This is a genomic window from Micromonospora psammae, assembly GCF_036902725.1.
Lineage (GTDB): Bacteria > Actinomycetota > Actinomycetes > Mycobacteriales > Micromonosporaceae > Micromonospora.
Genome location: NZ_JBAKHM010000019.1, coordinates 104,274 through 128,741, shown reverse-complemented (window position 1 = coordinate 128,741; position 24,468 = coordinate 104,274). Strand labels below are relative to the sequence as shown.

24 protein-coding genes and 3 tRNA genes are annotated in these 24,468 nt (G+C 72.6%); 14 read left to right on the top strand and 13 right to left on the bottom strand.

Features of this window, described 5'->3' with window-relative positions; translation table 11 throughout:
* Together V6U79_RS21800 and V6U79_RS21795 are read right to left on the bottom strand one after the other, a co-directional pair.
* Window positions 1-531, bottom strand: a 531-nt coding sequence (locus V6U79_RS21800; RefSeq protein WP_334615628.1) for a helix-turn-helix domain-containing protein, incomplete at its 3' end; no start/stop codon positions are given.
* Window positions 532-732: 201 nt separating this feature from the next.
* A complete protein-coding gene (locus tag V6U79_RS21795) occupies window positions 733-1,092 on the bottom strand; it encodes a GntR family transcriptional regulator (protein ID WP_334615627.1) in 360 nt (119 codons plus the stop codon).
* Between the two features lie 149 nt (window positions 1,093-1,241).
* On the opposite strand from V6U79_RS21795, the gene V6U79_RS21790 reads away from it, so the two are divergent.
* The 8 genes from V6U79_RS21790 (at window position 1,242) to V6U79_RS21755 (ending at window position 8,099) form a co-directional block, all read left to right on the top strand.
* The gene (locus V6U79_RS21790; protein WP_334615626.1) at window positions 1,242-1,664 is read left to right on the top strand and encodes a hypothetical protein; all 423 of its coding nucleotides are present in this window, start codon (window positions 1,242-1,244) and stop codon (window positions 1,662-1,664) included.
* 89 nt (window positions 1,665-1,753) lie between these two features.
* Window positions 1,754-2,218 (top strand): hypothetical protein, encoded by a 465-nt coding sequence (locus tag V6U79_RS21785; RefSeq protein ID WP_334615625.1) that lies wholly within the window; start codon window positions 1,754-1,756, stop codon window positions 2,216-2,218.
* Between the two features lie 72 nt (window positions 2,219-2,290).
* The gene (locus tag V6U79_RS21780; protein ID WP_334615624.1) at window positions 2,291-3,652 is read left to right on the top strand and encodes an FtsK/SpoIIIE domain-containing protein; all 1,362 of its coding nucleotides are present in this window, start codon (window positions 2,291-2,293) and stop codon (window positions 3,650-3,652) included.
* Entirely contained in the window at window positions 3,649-4,305 is a 657-nt protein-coding gene (locus tag V6U79_RS21775; protein WP_334615623.1) for a DUF2637 domain-containing protein, read from the top strand. The genes V6U79_RS21780 and V6U79_RS21775 overlap by 4 nt, the downstream gene beginning before the upstream one ends.
* The gene (locus V6U79_RS21770) at window positions 4,302-4,943 is read left to right on the top strand and encodes a GGDEF domain-containing protein (RefSeq protein ID WP_334615622.1); all 642 of its coding nucleotides are present in this window, start codon (window positions 4,302-4,304) and stop codon (window positions 4,941-4,943) included. The genes V6U79_RS21775 and V6U79_RS21770 overlap by 4 nt, the downstream gene beginning before the upstream one ends.
* The gene (locus tag V6U79_RS21765) at window positions 4,940-6,664 is read left to right on the top strand and encodes a replication initiator (protein ID WP_334615621.1); all 1,725 of its coding nucleotides are present in this window, start codon (window positions 4,940-4,942) and stop codon (window positions 6,662-6,664) included. The genes V6U79_RS21770 and V6U79_RS21765 overlap by 4 nt, the downstream gene beginning before the upstream one ends.
* Window positions 6,661-6,903 carry a helix-turn-helix domain-containing protein gene (locus V6U79_RS21760; protein ID WP_334615620.1) on the top strand — a complete coding sequence of 81 codons (243 nt, stop codon included), beginning with the start codon at window positions 6,661-6,663 and terminating at the stop codon, window positions 6,901-6,903. Before V6U79_RS21765 ends, V6U79_RS21760 begins: the two co-directional genes overlap by 4 nt.
* Window positions 6,903-8,099 carry a tyrosine-type recombinase/integrase gene (locus V6U79_RS21755; RefSeq protein WP_334615619.1) on the top strand — a complete coding sequence of 399 codons (1,197 nt, stop codon included), beginning with the start codon at window positions 6,903-6,905 and terminating at the stop codon, window positions 8,097-8,099. Before V6U79_RS21760 ends, V6U79_RS21755 begins: the two co-directional genes overlap by 1 nt.
* Window positions 8,100-8,172: 73 nt before the next feature.
* Here the strand turns inward: V6U79_RS21755 and V6U79_RS21750 are convergent.
* The 3 genes from V6U79_RS21750 to V6U79_RS21740 form a co-directional block, all read right to left on the bottom strand.
* Window positions 8,173-8,245: transfer RNA gene (locus V6U79_RS21750), tRNA-Arg, on the bottom strand.
* Between the two features lie 35 nt (window positions 8,246-8,280).
* A tRNA-Ser gene (locus V6U79_RS21745) sits at window positions 8,281-8,371 on the bottom strand.
* Window positions 8,372-8,853: 482 nt separating this feature from the next.
* Window positions 8,854-9,492 (bottom strand): hypothetical protein, encoded by a 639-nt coding sequence (locus tag V6U79_RS21740; RefSeq protein ID WP_334615618.1) that lies wholly within the window; start codon window positions 9,490-9,492, stop codon window positions 8,854-8,856.
* 19 nt (window positions 9,493-9,511) lie between these two features.
* Here V6U79_RS21740 and V6U79_RS21735 point away from each other — a divergent pair, with 19 nt between their 5' ends.
* Window positions 9,512-10,201, top strand: a complete 690-nt coding sequence (locus V6U79_RS21735; protein ID WP_334615617.1) for a hypothetical protein — start codon at window positions 9,512-9,514, stop codon at window positions 10,199-10,201.
* A gap of 12 nt (window positions 10,202-10,213) precedes the next feature.
* Here V6U79_RS21735 and V6U79_RS21730 read toward each other — a convergent pair whose 3' ends face one another.
* Window positions 10,214-10,987 carry a CPBP family intramembrane glutamic endopeptidase gene (locus tag V6U79_RS21730; protein WP_334533184.1) on the bottom strand — a complete coding sequence of 258 codons (774 nt, stop codon included), beginning with the start codon at window positions 10,985-10,987 and terminating at the stop codon, window positions 10,214-10,216.
* A gap of 142 nt (window positions 10,988-11,129) precedes the next feature.
* Between V6U79_RS21730 and V6U79_RS21725 the strand changes: the two genes are divergently transcribed.
* Window positions 11,130-12,248: a globin domain-containing protein gene (locus V6U79_RS21725; RefSeq protein ID WP_334533187.1), complete on the top strand. Its 1,119-nt coding sequence runs from the start codon at window positions 11,130-11,132 to the stop codon at window positions 12,246-12,248.
* A gap of 90 nt (window positions 12,249-12,338) precedes the next feature.
* On the opposite strand, the gene V6U79_RS21720 is transcribed toward V6U79_RS21725, so the two are convergent.
* Window positions 12,339-13,838, bottom strand: coding sequence for a peptide deformylase (locus V6U79_RS21720; protein ID WP_334615616.1), 1,500 nt, complete (start codon window positions 13,836-13,838; stop codon window positions 12,339-12,341).
* Window positions 13,839-14,118: 280 nt separating this feature from the next.
* Between V6U79_RS21720 and V6U79_RS21715 the strand changes: the two genes are divergently transcribed.
* Entirely contained in the window at window positions 14,119-14,898 is a 780-nt protein-coding gene (locus V6U79_RS21715) for an IucA/IucC family C-terminal-domain containing protein (protein WP_334533193.1), read from the top strand.
* A gap of 13 nt (window positions 14,899-14,911) precedes the next feature.
* Here the strand turns inward: V6U79_RS21715 and V6U79_RS21710 are convergent, their stop codons facing one another.
* The gene (locus V6U79_RS21710) at window positions 14,912-16,726 is read right to left on the bottom strand and encodes a DUF6311 domain-containing protein (protein ID WP_334615615.1); all 1,815 of its coding nucleotides are present in this window, start codon (window positions 16,724-16,726) and stop codon (window positions 14,912-14,914) included.
* A 208-nt stretch (window positions 16,727-16,934) separates the two neighbouring features.
* Here V6U79_RS21710 and V6U79_RS21705 point away from each other — a divergent pair, with 208 nt between their 5' ends.
* Window positions 16,935-17,645, top strand: coding sequence for a class I SAM-dependent methyltransferase (locus V6U79_RS21705; RefSeq protein ID WP_334533199.1), 711 nt, complete (start codon window positions 16,935-16,937; stop codon window positions 17,643-17,645).
* 66 nt (window positions 17,646-17,711) lie between these two features.
* On the opposite strand, the gene V6U79_RS21700 is transcribed toward V6U79_RS21705, so the two are convergent.
* From V6U79_RS21700 to V6U79_RS21690, 3 genes are all read right to left on the bottom strand, one after another.
* Window positions 17,712-18,236 (bottom strand): YbhB/YbcL family Raf kinase inhibitor-like protein, encoded by a 525-nt coding sequence (locus V6U79_RS21700; RefSeq protein WP_334615614.1) that lies wholly within the window; start codon window positions 18,234-18,236, stop codon window positions 17,712-17,714.
* Between the two features lie 168 nt (window positions 18,237-18,404).
* Window positions 18,405-19,304 (bottom strand): 2-hydroxyacid dehydrogenase, encoded by a 900-nt coding sequence (locus tag V6U79_RS21695; protein WP_334533205.1) that lies wholly within the window; start codon window positions 19,302-19,304, stop codon window positions 18,405-18,407.
* A 187-nt stretch (window positions 19,305-19,491) separates the two neighbouring features.
* Window positions 19,492-19,578 (bottom strand) — tRNA-Ser (locus V6U79_RS21690).
* A gap of 221 nt (window positions 19,579-19,799) precedes the next feature.
* Between V6U79_RS21690 and V6U79_RS21685 the strand changes: the two genes are divergently transcribed.
* A complete protein-coding gene (locus V6U79_RS21685) occupies window positions 19,800-20,777 on the top strand; it encodes an NAD(P)H-quinone oxidoreductase (protein WP_334615613.1) in 978 nt (325 codons plus the stop codon).
* Here the strand turns inward: V6U79_RS21685 and soxR are convergent.
* Together soxR and V6U79_RS21675 are read right to left on the bottom strand one after the other, a co-directional pair.
* Window positions 20,764-21,234, bottom strand: a complete 471-nt coding sequence (gene soxR, locus V6U79_RS21680) for a redox-sensitive transcriptional activator SoxR (RefSeq protein WP_334533211.1) — start codon at window positions 21,232-21,234, stop codon at window positions 20,764-20,766. The genes V6U79_RS21685 and soxR overlap by 14 nt on opposite strands.
* Before the next feature lie 72 nt (window positions 21,235-21,306).
* Window positions 21,307-22,014, bottom strand: coding sequence for a glycosyltransferase family 2 protein (locus V6U79_RS21675; protein WP_334533214.1), 708 nt, complete (start codon window positions 22,012-22,014; stop codon window positions 21,307-21,309).
* 123 nt (window positions 22,015-22,137) lie between these two features.
* Between V6U79_RS21675 and V6U79_RS21670 the strand changes: the two genes are divergently transcribed.
* Window positions 22,138-24,363: a hypothetical protein gene (locus V6U79_RS21670; protein WP_334615612.1), complete on the top strand. Its 2,226-nt coding sequence runs from the start codon at window positions 22,138-22,140 to the stop codon at window positions 24,361-24,363.
* Window positions 24,364-24,468: the final 105 nt, after the last annotated feature.

Genomic DNA, 24,468 nt, shown 5'->3' with positions numbered 1-24,468 from the left:
GTCGAGGGCGGCGTATGCCAGGACGCCTTGCAGCCTGCCCAGCAGGAGGTAGAGATCTTTGAGTTCGTGTGGGGCGTAGTGGCGGTCGCGCAGCCGTTGCAGGATCTCGCCACGCAGCTCGACGGCGTCTTGCAGCATCGGGCCGGGTGGCACTCCGAGGTAGGCGATCGCCAATCCCTCCACGCCGTCGCTGATCTGGGCTAGGTCGTGGCGCTCCTCGGCGGCGGTGAGCAGCCGGAGTGAGTCCTTGACGGAGGCCGTCAGCAGCCTGCCCATCCGCTCGGCGTCGTGCCGCTGGTTGGCCTCATCCTCCCAAGCTGCGATGAGGGCGCCGCGCGTGCCGAAAGCCTGGTCGGCTCGCTCTGCGAACTGTCGGTCCGGGAACTTCTCGCCCTGCTCGACCTTGCCGATGTAGCCGCGGTTGTAGGTGATGCGCTCCGCGAGATCGCGCAGCGACCAGGCGCGCTCGGCCCGCATGCGCCGTAGTTGAGCGCCGAATGACGGCTGTTCGGCGCTGGGTGCAGCTGCCACGGATGGCCTCCCCTGCTGTCGCCTACTCGCCTCAGTTGATGTTGGGCGACACCCAAAGTATCGACGTTGCGGCATGTCCTCGGGAGCCTGGAAGCATGAAGCGGACCCTTACTCCGGAGGAAGCCAACGGCATTCTTGCCCGACTCGACATCTTGGCGGCACGTCTCGCGAACCTGGCGCAACGAGTAGACGCGCTGGACGCTACCTCGTCGGCCGGCCCTCAAGACGACGCAGCCGCTCGTCCAGTCGCGCAAGCTCGTCGTGCATCGAGTCGAGACGCTTCATGATCTCGTCGTGGACCGTCCCGGACGCGGCCTCGGACTCACCGCTGCGGCTGCGGACGAACGTGCCACGCCCCTGCCACGAGACGATGAGGTCTTCGCCGCGCAGATCCGTGAGCGCCCGCTGCACGGTCATCTTGGCTACGCCGTACTGCTCGGCCAACTCGGCGACGGTGGGCAACCGGTCCCCTGCTGAGTACACGCCATCCCGGATTGCTGCGCGAAGAGCATCGGCAACCTGCTGGTACGGCGGTCGCCGGTTATCCATGTCCAGACCCACGACTCCAAACCTAGCCTTCCTAGCTCGCCTGAACGAGATAGCAGATCCAAGGATCTTGGCCGCGTCCATTGTGGTTACTAATTGAACTAGGTAACCTAGGCGTCACGTCTAACGCTGGAGAACCGGCGGACTTACCAGGAGGCAAGGGCATGGTCCCGAACACGATCAAGGTTCCGGTTCCGTTCGACTACGTCTTCCCGCAGGGCGCGCTGTGCCTTGGTGTGGAGCCGGTGACGGACTTCGACAAGCGCGGCCAGGGCGATGACCAGGCGCGTGACAAGGACACCGGTGAGCGGCTGTGGGTGGTCAAGGTCTTGGACCTGGACCCGGAGGCCGGGAAGTTCGGCGGCACCAAGGAGGTCAAGGTGAAGATCGCCGCCCCGGTGCAGCCGGTGCCGCCGGCGTCGAAGATCCCCGGCTATCCGCCGGCGGTCACCTTCACCGACGTGACCCTCACTCCGTACGTCGACAGCCAGCGGTGCAAGGGCTCGGGGAAGTGCCGGGCGCGTCAGGCGTGGTCGATCCGCGCCGGGGCGATGACCGAAGCCGCCGCCGTGAAGCAGGCGGCCTGACCAGATCTGGACGCGCGGGGCGGGCTTCCTCCGCCAAGACGACTCCCGCCCCGCGCCTCACCCGCAACCTCTTGGAAGGAATTGGGCTGATGCCCACGCTAGCTGACGCTGCCCGCATCGCCGGGAACCCGCGCCCCGGCCCCGCCCGCCGCACGCACCGCCGCACCGTCATGCGTCTCGCCGGCCCCGGTATCCGGGCCGCCCGCGAGGTCTACACCACCATTCCGGCCGACGCCGTCCGCGTCGCCGCCCTGGTGGAGATCTCTGCCGCCGCCGCAGCTTTGGCCCGGACGGTGGTGAAGCTGCGCCATCTCGACCCGGACCTGATCGCCCCGCACGTGGCCGACCGCGTCGACCTGCGCGCGGTCCTCGGCCGGGGCCGGTGGTTGCCGACCATGACCCGCCACGTCCCCGCTCCGGAGTCCGGGCCGGTCGACCTGACCGCCCTCGCCCCTGCCCGGCCGGCCCTGCGTCGTCGGATCGTCCGCCGTCGTCCCGGCACGCCGGGGCAGGGCTCCCTGTTCACCGCCTCAGCGACGGTTGGGGAGGGCTGAGTCGTGCCGCTGGTGAACGTGATCCGGGGTGACCGGATTGAGGGCGCTCCGATCAATGTGCGTACGCCGTTCGTGCGTATCCCGATGTGGCTGGCGCTGTCCTGGTGGACGCTCAAGGCGCTCGGCCGCCTAGCCGTGGTCCTGGTCCGCTTCTGGTACGTCACCGCCCCGGCCGTGTTCTTCGCCTGGCTCTACCTGCGGTACGGCTGGACCGGCCCCGCTGTCGTGGTGGGCGCCGTCGCCGCCGGCTCGACCGGGTGGGCGTTCGGTCATCGGCCGTCGTGGCTGCGGTTCGGGTGGTGGCCGGTCCTGTCCCGCTACCGGCGGATGGTCTACCGCCGCAACTGGCACGCCGCGATGGTCACCGCCAAGCTCGCCGTGTCCTTCGACTCCCACACGGTACTTCCCGTCCTGCGGAAGGTTCGCTGCGCGGCCGGGGTGGATGTGGTCACGGTGCGGATGGTCACCGGCCAGATCCCCGACGACTTCGCCAAGGTGGCCGAACGCCTCGCCCACACCTTCGGGGTCCGGCAGGTCAAGGCCGCACCGGGTCCGCGCCCCGAGCTGGTGGTGCTGCACCTGTTCCGCGGTGACCCCCTCGCCAAGCTGGTCCGCCCCCTGCCGGTACCGGCCGTTCCGGAGTTCACCGCCCTGCCAGTCGGGCGGCAGGAAGACGGCGACGGCTACGAGCTACGGCTGTTCGGCACTCAGGTTCTCGTGGTCGGGGCGACGGGTTCGGGGAAGGGCTCGGTCATCTGGTCCGTGGTCCGGTCCCTCGCCGCTGGGGTCACCTCCGGGCTAGTGCAGATCTGGGGCCTGGACCCGAAGGGCGGCATGGAGTTGGGGATGGGTGCGCCGATGTTCACCCGCTTCGCCCGCAAGGACTACGCCGCGATGTGCGAGCTGATCGAGGAAGCCGCCGCCGTCGCCAAGGACCGCGCCGGCAAGCTCTACGGCCGCACCCGCCAGCACACCCCAACCCCGGACGAGCCGCTGATCGTCCTGGTGATCGATGAACTGGCAAACCTCACCGCCTACCTCACCGACCGGCAACTCAAGGACCGCATCAAGGCCGCCCTGTCCATCCTGCTCAGCCAAGGCCGGGCGGTCGGCGTGCACGTGGTCGCCGCGATCCAAGACCCTCGCAAGGAAGTCCTGCCGTTCCGCGACCTGTTCCCCACCCGCATCGGCCTCCGACTGGCCGAAGCCGCTCAAGTCGACCTCGTGCTCGGTGAAGGAATGCGCGACCGAGGCGCGCTGTGCGACCGCATCCCGCAATCCCTGCCCGGCGTCGGCTTCGTCGTCATCGACGGTGACCCGACCCCGATGCGGGTCCGCTTCTCCTACCTGACCGATGACGAGATCCGCGACATGGCCCAGACCTACGGCCGGCTGCGCGTCATCGACGGCGAGATCCTGGACGGTGCCGCATGAAACCCCACCCCACCAACACCCGCGCCGACCGCGCCGAGGGCCTGGTCCTCGTCGTCATCCTGCTCCTAGTGGCCGGCTTCGCGGGTGCCGCGTCGTTCACCCACGTCAAGGACTGGACCCTCGACAACAGCCCGGCCGGCACCGGCGAGTGGTTCGGCTGGGCCAACGCCGTCATCTCCGAACTTGTCCCCGTCGCCGCGCTGCTGACTATTCGCCGCCGCAAGCGGGCCGGCGGGCCGATCGGCTACCCGATGTTCCTGCTCGTCGCCGCTGTTGCGCTCTCCCTGGCCGCGCAGCTCGCCGTGGCCAAGCCGGGCCTGTCCGGGTGGCTGCTGTCCGCCGTGCCCGCGCTGGCGTTCATCGGCCTGTCCAAGCTCGTACTCACCACCGCCCCCACCCCGACCCCCGCCACCGACCCCGCGCCGGCCCGCCCCGTCGAGCAACCCGCCCCGCCGGCTCCCGCCCCCGTCGCCGCCCCGGCCGTGCCTGAGCCCGTCACCCTGGTCGACGTCGAGCCGACCCGACCGGTCCCCGTCGAACCGACCCGACCGGTCCCCGTCGAGCCGACCCGCCCCGGCCCGGTCGCCCCGGTGTCGCCGGCCGCGTTCACCCGCCGCAACGGCACCCCGCTGATCGGAGAGGTGACCCGATGACCAACGCCCTGCTCTCCGGCCTCCTCCTCGTCGGCACCCTGGTGCTGATCTGCTGGGACCGCTACTGCCTCTACGTCGCCCGCTACGAACTGGCCGCCCTGCAACGCGCCGCCGTCCGCGACCCACTGACCGGCCTCGCCAACCGCGCCGGCCTCACCGCCGGCTGGGAACAACTCGCCCCCACCCGGCCGTGGGTCGCGGTGGTCGACCTCGACGGCTTCAAGCCCGTCAACGACACCCACGGCCACGCCGCCGGAGACGTGGTGCTCACCGCTGTCGCCGCCCGGCTCGCCACCGTCCACGGCATCGCCGCTCGGCTCGGCGGGGACGAGTTCGCCGCACTGCTCCTCGACCTCGACCCGCACACCGCCGCCCGCCAGCTGGCCGCCGCGATCGCCGCACCCGTTCGGTTGCCCTCCGGCGTGACGGTGTCGGTGACCGCCAGCATCGGTCTCGCCCCCGCCTCCGGGGACCTGGCCGCCGCCCTGGCCGCCGCCGACGCCGCGATGTACCGGGCCAAGACCACCCGCGCCGGGGTGGTGGCTTTCGACCCGCTACGCGACGACCACGCCAGTGCCGACCCCCGCCCCGCCCTCCGGGTCCGTGACCTGACTCCGTCGCTGGGGGTGAGCCGATGAGCCTCACCCCGACGCTGCCCGGCCTCGCCCCCGCCACCCCGGTGGAGCCGCGGCCGGGCTCGCGGGCCGCCCGCATGTTGATGCCCCGCTCCGTCGACGTGGTCAAGGACCTGGCCGCCGACTACGGCGTCTGCACCCGCCCCGTCTCGCTGCGCCGCACGGACCTCGACAGCGGGCAGACCGAGGTCATCGACATGCCCTGCGGGGCCACTCAGGAGGCCAAGTGCCCGGCCTGCGCCACCCGCGCCCGCCGGCTACGCCAGCAGCAGATCCGCGAGGGCTGGCACCGCGACGACGAACCCGACCCCGGCCCGCACCCGGCCACCGACGCGCAACGCGGCCTGATCGTCGCCCGCGCGCACCTGGAATTCGCCCGCGACGAAGCCGCCCGCACCTCGCAATGGGATCAGGTCGCGGACCTGGATGACGCCATCGCGGAACTGGAAGCCCAGATCACCATCGAAGGGCTCCGCGGTCGCCCGGCTCCACCGCACGCCACCGACGATCAGGACGACGGCGACGGCAAGCGCCGGGTCCGCTCCACCAGGCGCCGGCAGGACGCCCCCGACCTGCCCCGCCTCCCGGTCGAGAACCGCACTGTTGGCCGGACCTTCGAGGGTCACGGGGGGCAGGTGTTCCGGCCGTCGATGTTCCTAACCCTCACCCTCGGCTCCTATGGCCGGGTGCACTCCGATGGGACGCCGGTCGACCCGGACAGCTACGACTACCGGCGCGCCGCCTGGGATGCGGTGCACTTCCCCCGGCTCCTCGATCGGTTCTGGCAGAACCTGCGCCGGGCGGTCGGCTGGAACGTCCAGTACGCGGGCGCGGTCGAACCGCAACGCCGGCTAGCTCCGCACGCGCACTTCGCCATCCGCGGCACCATCCCCCGCGCCCTCGTACGGCAGGTCGCCGCCGCCACCTACCACCAAGTGTGGTGGCCCTCGGTCGATCAACGGGTCTACGAACCGGGGAGGGTGCCGCAGTGGGACGCCGACGCCGCCGGCTACATCGACCCGGACTCGGGTGAGCTGCTGCCGTCGTGGGATGACGCCCTGGACCTGCTCGACGCCGACCCCGACGCCCAACCCGTGCACGTCGTCCGCTTCGGCGTCCAGGTCGACGCCAAGGGCGTGCTCGCCGGCACCAAGGACGCCGACCGCTGCGTCGGCTACATCACCAAGTACCTCACCAAACAGGCCGCCGACTGCCACGACGTGACCACCGGCCGGCAACGCGCGCACCTCGAACGGCTCTGGCAGGAACTGCGGCACACGCCTTGCTCGGAGCGGTGCGCCAACTGGCTGCTCCACGGCATCCAACCCAAAAAAGCCCGACCCGGTCTGCGGCCCGGCAACTGCAAGAACAAGGTCCACAAGCGGGACACCCTCGGCATCGGCGGCCGACGCGTCCTCATCTCCCGGCAGTGGTCCGGCAAAACCCTCACCGACCACCGGGCCGACCGCCGCGACTGGGTCAACGCACTCCTCGGCGTCACCACCGACGCCGACACCGCCCCGCCCGGCGGCGAACAACGCCACGCCTGGGAACTCGCCAAACCCACTGACCCCGACGTTGCGCCCCTCGGCCACCGGGTCCTGCGCGCCATCTCCGAACGCATCCAATGGCGCGCCCAACTCGACGCCGCCAGACGCAACCAGGCACCACCCGATGTTTCGGCAACTCTGCTCGACGCTGACGACAAGGAGGAACGACGGTGACTGTCTCCGACGTCCGGCCGGTGCCGGCGAGGCTGTGGGAGCTGCCGGCGGATGACCTGCCGCCGCTGTTACTTCGGCCGGAGCAGGTTGCTCGGGTGCTGAACATCGGGCGGTCCAAGGTCTTCGATCTGATCCGCTCCGGGCAGCTCCGGTCGGTCAAGGCCGGCGGCTCGCGCCGGATCTCGGCAACTGCTCTGCGCGAATACGTGGCGCGGCTGGAAGCCGGGGAGGACGACTGATGCCACGGTCAGACAGCGCCGGGGAGCAGCCGCCGGCGGAACGGAAGCCACGGCGGTCCAAGCGGGGTAACGGTGAGGGCTCGATCTACCTTCGCAAGGACGGCCGGTGGACGGCGGCGTACTTCGTGCCCAAGCCTGGCGGCGGGGAGTCGCGTCGCTACGTTTACGGCCGCTCGCCGGAGGAGGTCGAGACGAAGCTTGTCGAGATGCGCAAGCAGGTCCAGGCGGGCGCGCCCCTGGCTCCTGCCGGCCTGACGGTGGCCCGGTACCTGGAAGAGTGGATGGAGCAGGTGGCGGCCCCTCGGGTCCGTCCGAACACCGCCCGGTCGTACCGGGACCTGATCGCCAAGCACCTCGTACCAAAGCTTGGGCGGAAGCGTCTGGGCCAGCTGGGCGCCCGCGACGTTCGGCAGTTCCTCGCTGCGCTCGCGGGTGACGGAGTGGGGGAACGGACGGCGCAGTTGGCACACGCGGTGCTGCGGGCGGCGCTGGAAGACGCCATGCGGGAGGAGATCATCCCGCGCAACGTGGCGAAGCTGGTTCGGGCACCTCGGCCGGTCAAGCAGGAGCGGGAGCCGTTGACGGTTCAGCAGGTGCGGACGCTGCTGAACTCGACGCGGGGTCACCGCCTGCACGCGCTGTTCGTGGTTTTCGCGGTGCTCGGTCTTCGGCGCAGTGAAGTGCTGGGCCTGCGGTGGGATGACGTGGACCTGGAGGCGGGCGTCCTGCGGGTTCGGCGCAGCTTGCACCGCGTCGAGGGGCAGTTGGCGATTTTCCCGACGAAGACGCAGCGGTCGGCCCGGGCGGTGCCGCTGCCGGGGATGGTCGTGCGGGCGCTGCGGGATCATCAGCGGGGCCAGGAGGCGGAACGCCTGGCGCTCGGGGCGAAGTGGCCGAGCCTGGGCTATGTCTTCACCACGCCGATCGGCACGCCGCTGGATCCGCGCAACTGCACCCGACTGGTTCAGGCTGAGTGCGAGGCGGCCGGGCTGCCGGCGATCCGGCTGCATGACCTGCGGCACGGCTGCGTCTCGGTGCTGCTGGCCCTGGGAGTGCCCCCGCGGACGGTGATGGACATCGTGGGGCACAGCACGTTGGAGATGACCATGACGGTTTACGGTCATGTGAGCCTGGATGACAAGCGGGCGGCGCTGGATCAGCTGGGCGGCCTTCTCGATGAAGGCACTCCGGAATGACGTTGCTGTCACCGGTTGCTGTCAGGGCCGGTCGCAAGCGACCGGCCCTGTGCGTTTCACCTGTTCAACTGTGTGCGCCCGAAGGGACTCGAACCCCTAACCTTCTGATCCGTAGTCAGATGCTCTATCCATTGAGCTACGGGCGCTCGTGCTCAGCCAGTCTACACAACCAACTTTCGCGCGGAGACTCCGGGATTCGAACCCGGGAGGGGCTTTAAGACCCCAACCGCATTAGCAGTGCGGCGCCATAGACCAGACTAGGCGAAGTCTCCCCGGTGATCCTGCGGACCACCGCGGACGAGGATACAGGTCCGCCCCCACCCGGGGCAAAGCGGCTACCTCGGACGCCGAGAACCGGTCCCCGGGCCGACGTGTTTCCACCGTGTGCGATGTCACGTTCGCGACTACGCTCCATCGACATGCAGGAGCAGCCGCCGAGCGATCCGCCCCGCCGCGATCCCCGCGGGCAGGCGCGTAGCCGCTCCCCGAAGGCCACCTTCACTCCGCCGCCCACCCCGGCGAAGGCCTCCCCACCCGCTGCGGAGGAGAAGCCGTCGCCGCCGAGGAAGACGCGGTCGAAGGCCGCTCCCACGGTGCTGTTCCAGCCACCGGCCGCCGACCCCCCACTGCCCCGCCAGCCGGCCCCCGACGACGACATCTCCGGCCCCTCCTCCGACGACCCCGCCGCCACCGGTCAGACCGACACAGGACCGAGCGGAAGCGGTCAGACCGGCAGCGGACCGACCGGAAGCGGTCAGACCGGCGGACCGATCGGAACGGGACCGACCGCGCCGGAAACGACCACGCAGAGAAGGACGGCGGAGGCGACGACCGCGCAGGGAACGCCCGCACAGACCAGGACCGCGAAGGAGACGCCGGCGACGCGGGAGACCACCGGCCGGGCCACCCGGACCGGCACGCCGGGATCGGGGCGGGCGGCCGGAACGGACCAGCCCGCTCCGGCCGCCAGGAAGGCGACGCCGAAGAAGGCCGCCACCCCGAAGAAGGCACCGTCGGCACCGGCCGGTGATCCGCCGCACACCGACGCGGCAGCGGCCGGGCCGACCCCGGCGACGGGCTCCAACGCCCCGGCCACGCTCACCGGTGTCACTTCCGCCCCAGCTGACGCATCCGAACCACAGGCGCCGGCCACGGCGGAGCCGGCACCGGCGGGGCCGAGCAGGGCGGACGCCGAGGGCCCGGAACGGGCCGGCGCCAGCGCGACCGCGCCGGCGAGGCGGAAGGCCACCCCGGCGAAGCGGACCGCCGCCCGGCAGCACACCGACCCCGACGCCGGGCCGCAGGAGATGATCCGGCCGGAGATCACGCCGCCGCGGGCCGCACCACCGAAGAAGGCGGCGCGGCGAAAGGCCGCCCCGGCCAAGCAGGCCATTGCGCCAACCACGCCTCCGGTGGAGCCGCCGCCTCCCGCCGCGAACGGACCGGACCCACTGCCCGTCCGCAGCGCGGCACCGGGGCTGGCCGCGCTGCGGGTACGGCTGCTGAACCACCCCGGGTTCGCGCCGGAGCTGTTGGCGATGGCGGCCGTCGAGGGGATCGGGCCGGGGGCCCGCGACTGGGCCCAGCGGTTGCGCGGGACGTACCCGGAAGCGGGTCCGGACGGCCTGGCGCGGCTGGCGACCCGGCGCTTCGTGCGCGGGGCCGGCGTCGGTGGCGCGGCCGCGGCGCTGGCCGGACTCTTCGCGCCGGTGGCGGAGCTGGCGGCGGTGCTGTGGACGCAGGCCGGCCTGGTGCTGCACGTGGCCGCCGCGTACGGGCGGGACCCGCTGGACCCGGAGCGGGCGGTGGAGCTGCTGGTGCTGACCCAGGTGCACCCGGACGAGGAGAGCGCCCGGTCCGCGTTGGCGGCGGCGCGGGCGGCGGACGGTCCGGGGGAGCGGCCGTGGGCGCGCGCGGCGGAGGCCGCCTGGCGGTTGGCGGCGCCGCTGGCCGTGCAGGCCGGTGGCTGGGCGGCGCTGCGGCTGGCGTCCCGGCTGCTGCCGGGGGCGGCGGCGTTGGCGGCGGCGGCCGGTGACGCGGCGGCGGCGGAGCGGTTGGCCGCCCGGGCGGTGGCCGCCTACCGCCCGATCAGGACCGGGTGAGCGGGCCGGTGGTCAGAGCCAGGTGAACCACTTCTCCGGCAGCAGCGCGTATCCGACGAAGGCGACCACGTCGAGCAGGGTGTGCGCGACGATCAGCGGCATCACCCGCCGGGTGCGCAGGTAGAAGAGGCTGAACACGACCCCCATCACGGCGTTGCCGAGGAACGCGCCGAAGCCCTGGTAGAGGTGGTAGGAGCCGCGCAGCAGCGCGCTCGCCGCGACGATCGCGCCGAGCCGCCACTGGAGCTGGCGCAGCCGGGTGACCAGGTAGCCGACCACGATCACCTCTTCCAGCACCGCGTTCTGCACGGCGGCGAGGATGAGCACCGGCACCGCCCACCAAAGATCGGGGAGGGCGGCGGGGACCAGGGTGGCGTTGACGCCGAGCTGCGCCGCGGCCCAGAACAGGACCAGGCCGGGCAGGCCGATCAGCGCGGCCAGGCCGGCGCCCCGGGCCAGGTCGGGGCCGGGCCGCGAGAGGTCGACCCCGAGCGTCCGCGCCGGGTCGCCGGGGTCCCGCGCCAGCAGGTGTACGGCGAGCAGCACCGGCAGCAGCGCGAAGGCGATGCCGAGCAGCTGGTACGTGAGGTCCAGCCAGGGCCGGGGCGAGGCGGACCGGTTCAGGGCGGCGGTCTGCGCGGAGAGCGGCCCGGCGGCGCTCAGCGCGGCGACGATGGACACCATCGCATAGACGGCCGACTTGCCGAGCGACAGGCCGAGGACCAGCACGGTCTCGGCGCCGAGGACCCGGCGGGACACCGGGCGGGTGAGCTCCTCAACGGTCACCGCACCACTCTGCCCGACGGCGGGGGCCGACGGCACCGGTCGGCCGGCCAGGTGAGGCGATCGCACATTGTGTGCGACCGGTGCACACGCTCCGTGGACATTCTATGCGGGCCCGATCCGCCGTCAGGAGGAGAAGCGCCCCGTGGACGACATCGCGCGACTGTTGAAGGAGAGCTGGACCCTGGTCGAGGAGGACCGGGACCGGCTGATCGGTCACTTCTACGCCCGGTTGTTCCTCCTCGACCCCGCCCTGCGTCAGCTCTTCCCGGTGGAGATGTCCGCCCAGCGCGACCGCCTCCTGGAGGCCATCGTCACCGCCATCCAGGTGGTGGACGACCCGGAGAGCTTCGACGAGTACCTGCGCGCGTTGGGCCGGGACCACCGCAAGTACCACGCGGACACCACGCACTACGAGACGATGGGCGTCGCGCTGCTGGACGCGCTGCGCAGCACCGCCGGCGACGGCTGGAACCTGGAGTACGACCAGGCCTGGCGGGAGGCGTACGCGGCGATCATCGAGAAGATGCAGGCCGGGGCGGCGGCGGACGACGACCCGCCGTTCTGGCACGCCGAGGTGCTCACCCACGAGCGGTACGGCGCGGACACCGCGGTGCTGACCGTGCGGGCTCTCCAGCATCCGCTCACGTGGCGGGCCGGGCAGTACGTCAGCGTTGAGGCGCCCCGGCACCTGCCCCGGGTCTGGCGGACGTACTCGGTGGCGAACGCCCCGAACGACGACAACGTGCTGGAGTTCCACGTCCGTACGCCGGCCGGGGCGGGTTGGCTCTCCGGCGCGCTGGTGCGGCGGACGAAGCCGGGCGACCTGCTCCGGATCGCCGCGCCGATGGGGTCGATGACGCTGGACCGGGAGTCGACCCGGGACATCCTCTGCGTCGCCGGCGGGGTGGGTCTGGCGCCGGTCAAGGCGCTGGTGGAGGAGCTGACCGGCTGGAACCGGACCCGCTGGGTGCATGTCTTCTACGGTGCCCGGCACCGCGACGACCTGTACGGCCTGGCCGGTCTGGAGGAGTTGGTAGCCGCGCACCCCTGGCTGTCGGTGACCGCGGCGTGCAGCGACGACCCGGACTTCGACGGCGAGCACGGGGACATCTCCGAGGTGATCACCCGGTACGGGCCGTGGACGACGCACGACTGTTACGTCTCCGGTTCGGCGCCGATGGTCCGGGCGACCCTGCGGGCGTTGGCCGAGGACGAGGTCCCGGCCCCCCGGATCCGGTACGACACCTTCGGCAACCTGTAGCGACTTTCCTCCCCCCGTGACCGGGTCGCGTGCCCCCGCCCCCTGGGGCACGCGACCCGGTCACCCCCTTTGTTCGTCGCCGTCGGCGGTTCAGACGGTGGGGTACTCCTCGACGGGGACCAGCGGCACGCCGGGTGCCATCCGGTCGGTCCAGAGCCGCCCCTCCAGGTGGTCGATCTCGTGCGCGACCAGCCGGGCCATCCCGTACGAGTACGAGGTGATGATCCGGCTGCCGTCGAAGCGGGCGTGTTCGACGTCGATCCGCAGCGGCCGGGGCACCAGGCCCCGATGGTCGGCGAAGGAGAGGCAGCCCTCGTACTGCTCGTCGGTGTCCGGGCTGGCGTCGACCACCCGGGGGTTGAGCAGCACGACCGGCTCGGCGGCGCGGTCGGCGGGGCGGATCACCGCCACCGCGGCGTCGACTCCGAGCTGCGGCGCGGCGAGCCCCAGGCCGGCGCTGAACGGGTGCAGCTCGTCGACCCGGGCCAGCACGGCGGTCAACCTCTCCGCCACCTCCCGGGCCCGCGGCTCGTCGGTGGGCAGGTCGAGGGGGCGGGCCGGGCGGCGGGGCTGGTCGGCGTCGCGGGGCAGCAGGCCGAGGGCGTGCAGCCGGTCGGTGGCCCGCCCGGTCGGCGTGCTGCGTTCCGCCTCGGCCGGTTCGCCCCGGAACCGCCACTGGAGGCGGTAGCGGGTGTTCAGCGGCGGGTCGTCGATCGCCCAGTCGAAGACCGCCCGGTCGCCCCGGTCGTGCCGGCGGACGGGGGTGCGCAGGGGGCCCTCGTCGGCGGAGAGGGAGGTCTCGACGCCCCAGACCCGGGGGTCGAGCGCGGCCGGCAGGTCCAGCCGCACGGCGAGGTGGCGGGTGGGCAGCCGGACGGCCCGCTGGAACCAGGGGCCCCACTTCTCCCGGCCGACCCGGTACGCGTACTCGATCTCGGCCCGCTCGCCGGGGTGCAGCGGGAAGGGGCCGTCGGCGTTCTCGAAGAGCAGCCAGATCTCCTTGTACGCGTCCCGGTCGTGCCGGACCCGCCAGTGCATCGGTTCCCGGCTGCGGCCGTCGTCGCGGAACACCCGCAGGCCGAGTTCGGCGAAGGTGAGCGGGTGTTCCCGGTGGTGCCGGTTGGAGCGTCCCGGGTCGTCGGGCCAACGGTCGACGGCCACCCGGACCAGGTAGCGGGTGACGGGTTCGGCGCCGGCGTTGTGCAGCTGCCGGCGGATCACGCAGCGGTAGCCGTGGTCGGTGAGGGTGAGGGTGGCCGTCTCCCGTTCGACGAGCAGGCCGGTGCCGGGTGGCAGCCACCGGCCGGTGGGTGCGGGTTCCCGGGGGGCCGGCGCGGCGCGGGCCTGGCGCAGTTGGTCGTACTCCCGGAAGCGCTGCCAGATCGCGCCGTCGGCGTCGAGGACGGCCTCGGCGCGGCGGGCGAAGTCCTCGGTGGGCCGGTGCCGGCACCCTTCGACGTGGCTGACGTACGACGGGTCGAAGCCCATCATGGTGGCGAGTTGCTTCTTGGAGAGCCCGCGCCCCGTCCGGTGCCGGGCGAGCTCCGCCGCGAAGGACTCGGCGGCCCGCTCCAGGGGGGAGGTCGTCATCAGCTTCCTCAGGGCCGGGACGACAAGTCTTCATGTTCCACCGGTCCGGCCGCAGCTGAACTGGCGCTAAGCCGACATATGGCTTGACACGCCCGCGTTTCCGCTCCCATCGGCCGGGTAGTACGCGGAGCCAGGGCCGCTCCGTCGCCGTCGGCGGCGTGATCCGGGCCTCCCCGATCCGTCCCTGGCGAGGGTTCCCTGGGGCCGACGACTGTGGTTAGGCTAGCCTTAGCTCAACGGACGGTACTTCGGACAAGGGGATGACCAGGTGACAGCGGTGATGCCGAGGCGGGACCTCGCCCTTCCGCTCGCCCCCGTCACCGACACCCTGCGGGCCATGTTCGGCACCCTCGACCTGCCCGGCCTCGCGCCGGGCCTGGTGGTCACCGACGAGACCGGCTGGAGCCCGGCGACCACGCTCGTCGACGGCACCCGGCTCCCCGACTTCCTGCGCGCGGCGGCTCGGCGCTGGGGCGGCACCCCGCACGCCTGCGCCGCGCTGGCCTGGAAGTCCTACAGCTACTGGACGGCGCTGCCGGTGGTGCTCGGCTGGGCGTCCGCCCGCCGGGTGCCGCTGCTCGACCCCGCCGACGTCCTGATCCACTTCGAGGACCGCCACCAGTTGCTCACCATGGGGCTGCGCCGCTCGACCGCCGTCGCGGTCCTCCCCGGCGACCCGCTGGCGCTCTCCGGCCTGCCCGAGGTGCGGGTGGTCGCCGACGAGGCGGAGCTGCTCCGGGTGCTGCGCGCCTCGCTGCTGGACGCGCATCTCGCTCCGATGATCGCCGCCATCCAGGCGGAGGTCCGGGTCGGCGCCCGTACGCTGCTCGGCTCGGTGGCCTCCGGCATCGCGCACGGCATCCTGCGCGCGACGGACGTGCTGCCCGGCTCCTCGGTGCGCAGCATCGCCACCCTGCTCGACGCCCTCGACCTGGCCGACCTGGTCGAGATCGTGCCGAACGCGGCGGGCGAGCCGACCGTCCAGCGCCGCACCTGCTGCCTGGCCTTCACGCTGCCCCGGCCGAAGATCTGCCAGGGCTGCTGCGTCCGCTCCTCCTGAGGCCGGTCCGGCCTCAGTCCGTCAGCGGCCGGACGTCCCAGACCCACACCCCGCCGGCCCACGTCGGCCGGATCCCGGTCAGCTCGGTCATCGCCGTGCCCAGCGCCCCGGCGTGGCGGTGCGGCCCGAGGACCACCACGCCGGCCCGCCAGTACCGCAGGTCGTCCACGGCTGCGGCCCGGTCCTGCGGAGTGATCGGCGGGACGGCGCCCGTCCGGGCGATCCGGCCGAGGAGGGTGCTGGTCCGGCGGAACGGGGCGCCGAAGAGCGCGACCTCCGGCTCCGGCGCCCGCGGCCGGGTGTCCGGATAGAGGAAGTAGCCGCGGGCCAGCGGCATCTCCAGTCGGGTCCGGGCGCTCCAGCGCAGCGGGTCGGGGTAGGTGTTGTCCGGCAGCGGCAGGGTGACGACACTGCGCCCACCGGCGACGTACGGGCGCCAGGCGCCGGAGGTGACGAAGGCCGGGACGGGGTCGGGGCGGGTGGTGGGCAGCGGGGTGGGCAGCAGTGGCAGCAGGGCCATCAGCAGGACGGTGACCCCGACGAACCGGATCTGGGACCGGGCGGCCGGGTGGCGCACCGCCAGCCGCCGGGCCTGCTCGGCACTGAGGGCGAGGAACACCCCGATGATCGGGCCGAGCGCCAGGGACCAGCGGGTGGGCACCACCGAGTGCAGCAGCGGCAGGCCCTCCAGCACCGCCCAGGGCGCGGGCACTCCGGTCTCCCGGCCGTTGAGCTGCACCTCCCGGCCGAGGGAGAGCACCGCGAAGAGCAGGCCGAGGGCGGCCAGGCCGAGCACCACCGCGCTGCGCCGCAGCCACCAGACCAGAGCGACCACGAGTACGACCAGCGGCCACCCGAAGAAGGCGTTCTCCTCGGTGGCGTTCTTCGCCAGCGGGGCGGCGGACCGGGCGTCGCCGGCGAGCGACTCCCGGGAGTACCCGACGAAGGCGGCCAGGTCGGTGCGGTAGCCCCGGATCAGCCGGGAGAGCCCGTGGTAGGAGCCGGGCCCGAAGAGCTGCACGTGAAGCGGGTACGCCAGCAGCGCGCCGGAGAGCAGGGCGGCGACACCCAGCCCGGCGAGGAACGGCCTGGCGTCCCGGCGCCGGGAGGGCCGGCGCAGGGCCAGCGCGCCGACCACCACGGCGAGGCCGATCGCGGTCATCAGCAGGATTTCCAGGTTGATGAAGGCCTGCCAGACGATGAGCAGGCCGAGCAGCACGCCGTTGCGGAGCCAGCGGCCCGGCTCGGCCAGCCGCAGGGTGCGCCAGGCGATCAGCGGTACGACGAACTGCGACACGATGTTCGGGTGCCCGTTGGCGTGCGACACCATCGCCGGGGCGAACGCGCAGAACGCCGCGCCCAGCCAGGCCGGTCCCCGGGAGCGGGTGACCACCCGGGAGAGGAAGAAGTACCAGGCGGTCCCGGTAGCGGCCAGTCCGGCGGTGAGGAAGATCAGGAAGGACCAGTGCGGGCCGAACAGGACGGTGACGGGCGTCATTGGTAATGAAATGGATAATACGGACGTGTTGGCCATCAGGTTCACGCCGTCCGGCACGTTCATCCGGTTCGAGGCGAATGGATAGGCAAATTCGGTCACCACGCGCGCGCCGTGCGCCATCATCCACTCGAACTGCCACTGGTCGGTCCGGTTGTCCCGGAGCGCGGCGCCTGGGCGCGACCAGAGGCGCGCGGTCACCCAGCAGGCCAGCAGGACGTAGCTGAGCACGGCGGCGGCGTCCCGCCACCGCCCCTCCCGAAGTGGTTCGCCGGGCTCGGCGTCCCCGGCCCTGGGGCGCGCGCCCGCGGGGACCGGTTCGGGAGTAGTCATGACAATTCGAGCGTAGTCACGGCATCGAGCTGACGTGACATGTTTCGGGGGACTGGCGTACTATGTGCCGGGTTCGCCGACCGCCGATCACGTGCCCACCCCCGACCGCATTTCGGCCACCACGGTGCCCCGATTCCTCCGCCGCTGAAGCGGATGGTTCACTCTGTCGGTCAGGCGCAGGTCGAGTCATATCGTGAGGAATCGACGCATGGCAGAAATCACTGGGGATCAGCGCGTCCAGTCCGAGGTACTGGAGGGCCTGGCGACCGCGGTCAACCATCGCAGATGGTTCGTCGAACTGGCGGTGCCCCACCTCGGTGACAACCCCATCGAGATCGGCAGCGGGCTCGGCGACTACGCGCTGGAGTGGTCGGCGCACGTCCCCCGGTTCACCGCGACCGAGGCCGATCCGGACCGGCTGGTGTCGCTCAAGGAGCGCCTCGCCGACCAGCCCGGCATCGAGGTACGCCAGATGCTGCTGCCGCACCCGGAGCGCGGCGACTACAGCGCGGCGGTCTCCTACAACGTGCTGGAGCACATCGAGGACCACGTGGGGGCGCTGCGCAGCATGCGCGACCTGGTCCGCCCGGGCGGCAAGGTGATCATCATCGTGCCGGCCTTCCAGTTCGCGATGAGCCCGGCGGACATCGCCACCGGACACGTCCGCCGTTACACGAAGAAGACGCTGGGCGCGGCGATGACCGAGGCCGGCCTGCACGTCGAGACCATGCACTACGCCAACGCGCTGGGCCTCATCGGCTACTTCATGGCGACCAAGGTCTTCCGGCTGATGCCGAAGGAGGGCCCCATGGTCAAGGTCTACGACACCCTGGTGCTCCCCGCCACCAAGGCCGCCGAGCAGCGGATCCGTCCCCCGTTCGGCCAGTCCGTCTTCGCGGTGGCCCGGGTTCCCGCCTGACCCACGCCGACGAGACCGGGCCCCCGCCGACGGCGGGGGCCCGGTCTGCTTCCGCACGGAGCGGCGTCACTCCTTGATCTGGTACGTCGGGCGGATGACCGCCCGGGCCAGGGTGTGGGAGGCGAGGTTGAAGCCGACGTAGGCCGGGGTGGCGCTCCGGTCGACGCCGAGGCGCTCCACGTCCAGGGCGTGCACGGCGAAGACGTAGCGGTGCGGGCGGTCGCCGGGGGGCGGGGCGGCACCGCCGTACCCGGTGTCGCCGTAGTCGTTGCGGACGCTGAACGCGCCGCCGAGGTCGGCCTCCCGCACCCCGGTCGGCAGCTCGGTCACCGACGACGGCAGGTCGACCAGCACCCAGTGCCAGAAGCCGCTCCCGGTGGGGGCGTCCGGGTCGAAGCAGGTCACCACGAAGCTCTTCGTTTCGGCCGGGAAGTCCGACCAGGCCAGGTGCGGGGAGACGTTCTCGCCGCCGTGCGCGTACCGCGCGTCCATCGGCTCGCCGTTGTGCACGTCGTCACTGGTCAGGTTGAACGACGGAACGGTCGGCAGCAGCTCGTACGGGTCCGGGGCGATCGGTCGTTCCAGGGTCATCGGGGGTCCTTCCGGTGCGCATGATGTACTGCGCCCTTCTTACCCCGCGATCGGGTTCGAACGAACCGAAAGCGCCACACAGGCGGGTCGCCGCTCGACGAGATGTACCCGCCAGCGCTCGCGCGGCAGCTCCGGGAACCTGCGTCCGCCCCCGGTGGGACCCGAAAGCTAGGGCCCGACGACGACGTTCGCGAGCGGCTCGCCCGCCGCGTACCGCCGCACCTGGTCGACCAGCAGCCGGCGAGCCCGGGGCGCCAACGCCGCGGTGAGGCCGCCGACGTGCGGGCTGATCACGACGTTCGGTGCGGACCACAGCGGGTGGTCGGCGGGGAGCGGCTCGGGTTCGGTGACGTCCAGGGCAGCGTGCAGCCGGCTCGTGCTCAGCTCGGCGAGCAGCGCCTCGGTGTCCACCACCCGCCCGCGCGAGACGTTCACCAGCAGGGCGCCGTCGGCCATCCTGCCGAGGAAATCCTTGTTCACCAGACCCTCGGTCTCCGGGGTCAGCGGCGTGGCCAGGATGACGACATCCGCCTGCGGCAGCATCTCCAGAACTTCGGAGACCGGGCGTACGCCGGGGCGGGCGCTCCGTGCCACCCGGCTGATCTCCACCTCGAACCCGGCGAGCCGGCGCTCGATCGCGGCCCCGATCGAGCCGTACCCGACGATCAGCACCCGGGCGTCAGCCAGCCCGGTCGACCAACCCGGGGCCCAACGGCCCTCGGCCCCCGCCCGGACGAATTCCGGCAGCCGGCGCCGGGCGGCAAGGGTGAGCGCCACGGCCAGCTCGGCGGTGGCCGTGTCGTGCACGCCCCGGCCGTTGGCCAGCGTCAAGCCGGGCCGCAGGTACGGCAGGACATGGTCGTAGCCGGCGGTCACGGTCTGCACCACTTTGAGCCGGGGCATCCGCGCCATCGGCTCGCAGAAGCGCGGATCGATGACGCCGTACGGGAGCGCATAGAACTCGACATCGTCGAGGTTCTCCGGCGTGGGTCGGTTGCCGTCGTACAGCGCGACGTCCAGCTCGCCAAGGTCGGCCACTGCGTCGGGGTGAGGGATCAGGTAGCGCATGGCGCCAATCTTGCTGAATCAGGCAGGTCCGGTCAGGCCCGCACGCGGTCGCCCAGTGCGCGAGCAGAGCGGGGACGTGCTGTTGAAGGTCTACGCCTCGTGCACAAGCGGCCAGGATGAGGTCTCGCCGTTCAGAGACACGCACCTGACCGCATTCGTTCGCGCTGGTCAGGGACTGCTTCTGCTGCGGAGGGTGTGGGATTCGAACCCACGAAGACATCGCTGCCTTACCGGTTTTCAAGACCAGCGCCATCGGCCACTAGGCGAACCCTCCCGGACCGCCACCCGCAGGTGCGCGACCGCTGCCTAGTCTGCCACGGGCGTGCCGCGGGCGAGCAGACCTCCCCGACCCGGCCACCGCGCCGGCTCGGCGTGGGTCACCCCGGACACCAGGCCAGGCCCCACTCAGGCGTCCACTGTGGCCCGGTGGCACGCACGGTGGACGAAATCCGCGCCCCGGCGTGGTCGAAAGGGCGGATCGGGTAAGACTGGGCCATGCGCGCGATCACGATCCCGAAACCCGGTGGACCCGAGGCACTCGTCTGGGCCGAGGTGCCCGACCCCGAGCCCGGCCCGGGCGAGGTGCTCGTCGACGTGCGGGCCAGCGCGGTGAACCGGGCCGACCTGCTGCAACGACAGGGGCACTACCCGCCGCCGCCGGGCGCGCCCGCGTACCCCGGTCTGGAGTGCTCGGGGGTGATCGCCGCGATCGGCCCCGACGTGACCGGGTGGGAGGTCGGCCAGCAGGTCTGCGCGCTGCTCGCGGGCGGCGGGTACGCCGAGCGGGTGGCCGCGCCCGCCGGGCAGCTGCTGCCGGTGCCGGCCGGCGTGGACCTGGTCGACGCCGCGGCGCTGCCGGAGGTGGCCTGCACGGTCTGGTCGAATGTCACCCGGCAGGCCGGGCTGGCCGCCGGCGAGACGCTGCTGGTGCACGGCGGCGGCAGCGGGATCGGCACCTTCGCCATCCAGTTCGGGGCGGCGCTCGGCGCGACGGTGGTGGCGACGGCCCGAGCGGCCAAGCACGAGCGGCTGCGCGAGCTGGGCGCGGCGCACACCGTCGACTACCGCGAGCAGGACTTCGTCGAGGAGGTCCGCCGGGTCACCGACGGCCGGGGCGCGGACGTCATCCTCGACATCATGGGCGCCTCCTACCTGGGCCGGAACGTGGCGGCGCTGGCCGACGGCGGTCGGCTGGTGGTGATCGGCATGCAGGGCGGGCGCAAGGGCGAGCTGGACCTGGGCGAGCTGCTGGCCAAACGGGCCACGGTGGCGGCCACCGCGCTGCGGTCCCGTCCGCTGGAGGACAAGGCGTCGATCGTGCGGGGCGTCCGGGAGCAGGTCTGGCCGCTGGTGGAGTCGGGCGCGATCCGGCCGGTGGTGGACCGGCGGGTGCCGATGACGGCGGCGGCCGAGGCGCACCGGCTGGTCGAGTCGAGCGACCACCTGGGCAAGGTGCTGCTCACGACGCCGTGACGTGGCCGTCCGACTCGGCGGGCCGGGGCAGCACCAGCCGGGCACCGGGCCCCTCGCCGGAGAGCGAGTCGCCCGGGTTGTTGAGGTGGCAGCGCTGCAACGAGAGGCAGCCGCAGCCGATGCAGCCGTCCAGGTCGTCGCGGAGCTTGCCGAGCAGCCGGATCTTCTCGTCCAGCCGCTCCCGCCAGGTGCGGGAGACGGCGGCCCAGTCGTCCGGGGTGGGGGTACGCGAGGCAGGCAGCGAGTCCAGCGCCTCGCGGATCTCGTCGAGCGAGATGCCGACCTGCTGGGAGATCCGGATGAAGGCCACCCGGCGCAGCTCGGTGCGGGCGTAGCGGCGCTGGTTGCCGCCGGTGCGCTCGGCGCGGATGAGACCGAGCCGTTCGTAGTAGCGCAGCGCCGACTGGGCCACGCCGCTGCGGGCGGAGAGTTGCCCGATGGTGAGGGCCTCGTGCATCACGGTCACCTTGAGTTGAAGTGAACTTCAACTTTCAGGCTAGCCGGGCGACCACCCCGGCCGCCACCGCCGTCAGCGCCGGGTCGAGCCCAGGGGGCGGCGGCGGGTGCGCTCCCGGCCGAGGATCCAGAGCGCCTCGACGCCGTCCTTCCAGGTGATCTTCTTGCCCTCCTCGCGGCCGCGCGCCCGGTAGCTGATCGGCACCTCGTACGGGCGGATCCGCTGGCGCAGCAGCTTGCCGGTGACCTCGGCCTCCATGCCGAAGCCCCGGGAGCGGATGTCGAGGGAGCGGTAGAGCGCGACCGGCATCAGCTTGAAGCAGGTCTCCAGGTCGCCGATGTAGGAGTTGAACAGCACGTTCGCCGCCATCGTGACGCCCTTGTTGCCCATCACGTACCAGAAGCTGTAGGCGCTGTGGCTGCCGAAGGTCCGGTTGCCGTAGACCACCGTGGCCCGGCCGTCGAGCACCGGGTCGAGCAGGCGCGGGATGTCCTGCGGGTCGTACTCCAGGTCGGCGTCGAGGATGACCATGTACTCGCCGTCGGCACTGTCGACCGCCGTCTTGATCGCGGCGCCCTTGCCGGCGTTGCGCTGGTGGGTGATCACCCGCAGCCGGGCGTCGTCCGCGCGCCCGAGGATCTCCCCGGTGCCGTCCCGGCTGCCGTCGTCGACCACGACCAGCTCGATCTCGCACGGATAGTCGACAGCCAATGCCTGCTTGAGGGCATCCGCGATGCGTTCTTCCTCGTTGTAGACCGGCATGAGGATCGAGAGCTTCACGGGAATCTCCACGGTGGCGACAGCAAGTCGCCCCTAGCCTAGCCTGGCTGCTGAGCAGCGCGGAGTCCGCCACGACCCCCGGCGGGCACCCGGGCGTCAGGAACATGGTGTTTACTTCCGCCCATGTCGGCAGCCGGCTGGATGCTCGTGGCGGCGCCGGTCGCCGCGCTCGTCGTACTCACCCGGGTTCTCCGTCCGCGCCGCGACCGGATCGCGCCGCTGCGGTTGGCCGTGGTCCGGGCCGCGCTGACCACCGGCGTCTTCGCCGTACTGGCCGTGGAGGTGCTCGGGGCGGCGCGCGCGCTGACCCTTCCGGCGCTCGCCGCGGCGTGGCTGCTCTTCCTGGTCGCCGTCGCGGCCGGCGCCCGGCTGGGACGCGGCCGGGCGGCCGTCCACCGGAGCGCCGCCGTCCCCACCGCGCGCCGGGAGGCGCTGGTGGGCGCGGGGGCGTCCACCACCGACCCGCCCGGCCACACCGGCCCGGTCCCGGCGTCCCTGCCGGACTCCGACGCCGCCGGGGCGGCGGTCCCGGCCTCCGCGCGCGGCGGCGTCGCGTCGGCGCTGGCCGGATGGACCGCCCGGCTGGCCGACTTCCGGCGTACGGCGGGCCGGGGCGAGCGGCTGCTCGCCGGCACCGTGCTCGGGGTGGTGCTGGTGGAGCTGCTCGTGGCGCTCCTCGCCGAGCCCAACAACTTCGACTCGCAGACCTACCACCTGCCCAAGGTGGAGCACTGGGTCGCCCAGCACAGCCTGGAGTTCTGGCCGACCGCCATCCACCGCCAGGTGACCATCCCGCCCGGCGCGGAGTACCTGCTCCTGCACCTGCGCCTGTTCACCGGCGGGGACGCGCTGCACAACCTGGTGCAATGGGCCGCGGGGATCGGCTGCCTGCTGGTGGCCACCCGGATCACCGCCCAGCTCGGCGGCGGGCGGCGGGCCCAGCTGCTCACCGCGTTCCTGGTCGCCACCACGCCGATGGTGGCGCTCCAGGCGACCAGCACCCAGACCGACCTGGTGGCCGCCGCCTGGGCGGGCTGCGCCGCCACCCTGGCCCTGGGCGGGCTGCGCCACCGCGCCGGCCTCGGCGCCGTGCTGGCGCTCGGCGCGGCCACCGGGCTCACCGCGCTGACCAAGACCAGCGGGCTGATCGCGGTCGGACCAATGCTGGTGCTCTGGGGCGTCGCGCAGCTCCGGCTGGCGTTCCGGCCGACCCCGACCGACGGCGGACCTGCCGACGACGACCGCGTACCCGGTGTCCGGCGGTCCCCCCGACCGGCGGGTGGGGTGCTCCGCACGGTGGCCGGCTCACTGCTGGTGCTGCTGGTCGCGGCGCTGGTGGTGGGTCCGTTCCTGGCCCGGGTGACCGCCGAGTTCGGCCACCCGCTCGGCCCGCCCCGGCTACGTGAGTCCATCCCGATGGAACGGCACGACCCGTTGTCCATCCTGGTCAACGCGCTGCGGATCGGGCACACCGCGTTCGACACGCCGCTGGCGCCGCTGCGCGCCGGCACCGCCGAAGCGATCATGGACGGTTCCCGGGCGGTCGGTGTCGACCCGCAGGACCGGGCGATCACGTTCGGCCGGGAGGTCTTCCCGGTGCCGGCCTGGTATCCGGACGAGGACCGGGTGGCGTTTCCCCTCGCCGGGTCACTGGCGCTGCTCGGGGCGGTGTTCGCGCTGGCCCGCCCGGCCCGGATCAGCCCCGGGGGCCCGGGGCCGCTGCGGGCCTACGCGGTGACGATGGTGGTGGCCGTCGGGCTGCACACCGCGATGATCAAGTGGCAGCCGTGGGGCAACCGCCTGCTGCTCTACGCGCTGGTGCTGGCCGTACCGCTGGCCGGTCTCTGGCTGGACGCGCTGTTCCGGCGCCGGCCCGCCCCGGGTCGGCGCCCGGTGGCGGCCGGGCTCGCGGTGGCGGTGCTGGCCACCGCCGCGCTCTCCGGCGTGCTGGCCCTGTCGTACGGCTTCCCGCGCCGGCTGGTCGGCGCCGGATCGGTCTTCACCACCGCGGAGTGGGACACCCGCTTCCTGCGCCGCCCGCAGTGGGCGGAGGAGTTCCGCTGGGCGGCCGAGGCGGTACGGGCCAGCGATGCCCGCCGGATCGGCCTGGCGCAGCAGAACGACAACTGGGAGTACCCCTGGTGGCTGCTGCTGCGCGACGCCGACGGCCGGTCGCCGGAGCTGGTGGCGTTGCAGTCGGTGCTGCCCGACCGGCCGCCCGCCGCTCCGGCCTCGGTCGACGCGATCGTCTGCACCGGCCCGCGCGCCGCCTGCCTCAAGCTGGTGCCGACGGGTTGGCGCCTGGAATATCGCGGTTACGTCGGCTACGCCCTCCCCCCGGCCTCCTGAACCACCCGCCGCCAGCGCTCGGAGCGGGGTCCGGCGCGCAGATGGCGGAAACCCTTCCGAGAGACATTCACATACCTCACTGTCACGCGTTACCTTCCGGTAACT

Bases quoted from the DNA above. Each gene is read 5' to 3' on its own strand.
- V6U79_RS21790 (WP_334615626.1), top strand. From the start codon at position 1,242: ATGGTCCCGAACACGATCAAGGTTCCGGTTCCGTTCGACTACGTCTTC.
- V6U79_RS21785 (WP_334615625.1), top strand. From the start codon at position 1,754: ATGCCCACGCTAGCTGACGCTGCCCGCATCGCCGGGAACCCGCGCCCC.
- V6U79_RS21775 (WP_334615623.1), top strand. From the start codon at position 3,649: ATGAAACCCCACCCCACCAACACCCGCGCCGACCGCGCCGAGGGCCTG.
- V6U79_RS21770 (WP_334615622.1), top strand. From the start codon at position 4,302: ATGACCAACGCCCTGCTCTCCGGCCTCCTCCTCGTCGGCACCCTGGTG.
- V6U79_RS21765 (WP_334615621.1), top strand. From the start codon at position 4,940: ATGAGCCTCACCCCGACGCTGCCCGGCCTCGCCCCCGCCACCCCGGTG.
- V6U79_RS21755 (WP_334615619.1), top strand. From the start codon at position 6,903: ATGCCACGGTCAGACAGCGCCGGGGAGCAGCCGCCGGCGGAACGGAAG.
- V6U79_RS21740 (WP_334615618.1), bottom strand. From the start codon at position 9,492: ATGGCCTGCTTGGCCGGGGCGGCCTTTCGCCGCGCCGCCTTCTTCGGT.
- V6U79_RS21720 (WP_334615616.1), bottom strand. From the start codon at position 13,838: ATGACGACCTCCCCCCTGGAGCGGGCCGCCGAGTCCTTCGCGGCGGAG.
- V6U79_RS21715 (WP_334533193.1), top strand. From the start codon at position 14,119: ATGCCGAGGCGGGACCTCGCCCTTCCGCTCGCCCCCGTCACCGACACC.
- V6U79_RS21710 (WP_334615615.1), bottom strand. From the start codon at position 16,726: ATGACTACTCCCGAACCGGTCCCCGCGGGCGCGCGCCCCAGGGCCGGG.
- V6U79_RS21705 (WP_334533199.1), top strand. From the start codon at position 16,935: ATGGCAGAAATCACTGGGGATCAGCGCGTCCAGTCCGAGGTACTGGAG.
- V6U79_RS21700 (WP_334615614.1), bottom strand. From the start codon at position 18,236: ATGACCCTGGAACGACCGATCGCCCCGGACCCGTACGAGCTGCTGCCG.
- V6U79_RS21695 (WP_334533205.1), bottom strand. From the start codon at position 19,304: ATGCGCTACCTGATCCCTCACCCCGACGCAGTGGCCGACCTTGGCGAG.
- V6U79_RS21685 (WP_334615613.1), top strand. From the start codon at position 19,800: ATGCGCGCGATCACGATCCCGAAACCCGGTGGACCCGAGGCACTCGTC.
- soxR (WP_334533211.1), bottom strand. From the start codon at position 21,234: ATGCACGAGGCCCTCACCATCGGGCAACTCTCCGCCCGCAGCGGCGTG.
- V6U79_RS21670 (WP_334615612.1), top strand. From the start codon at position 22,138: ATGTCGGCAGCCGGCTGGATGCTCGTGGCGGCGCCGGTCGCCGCGCTC.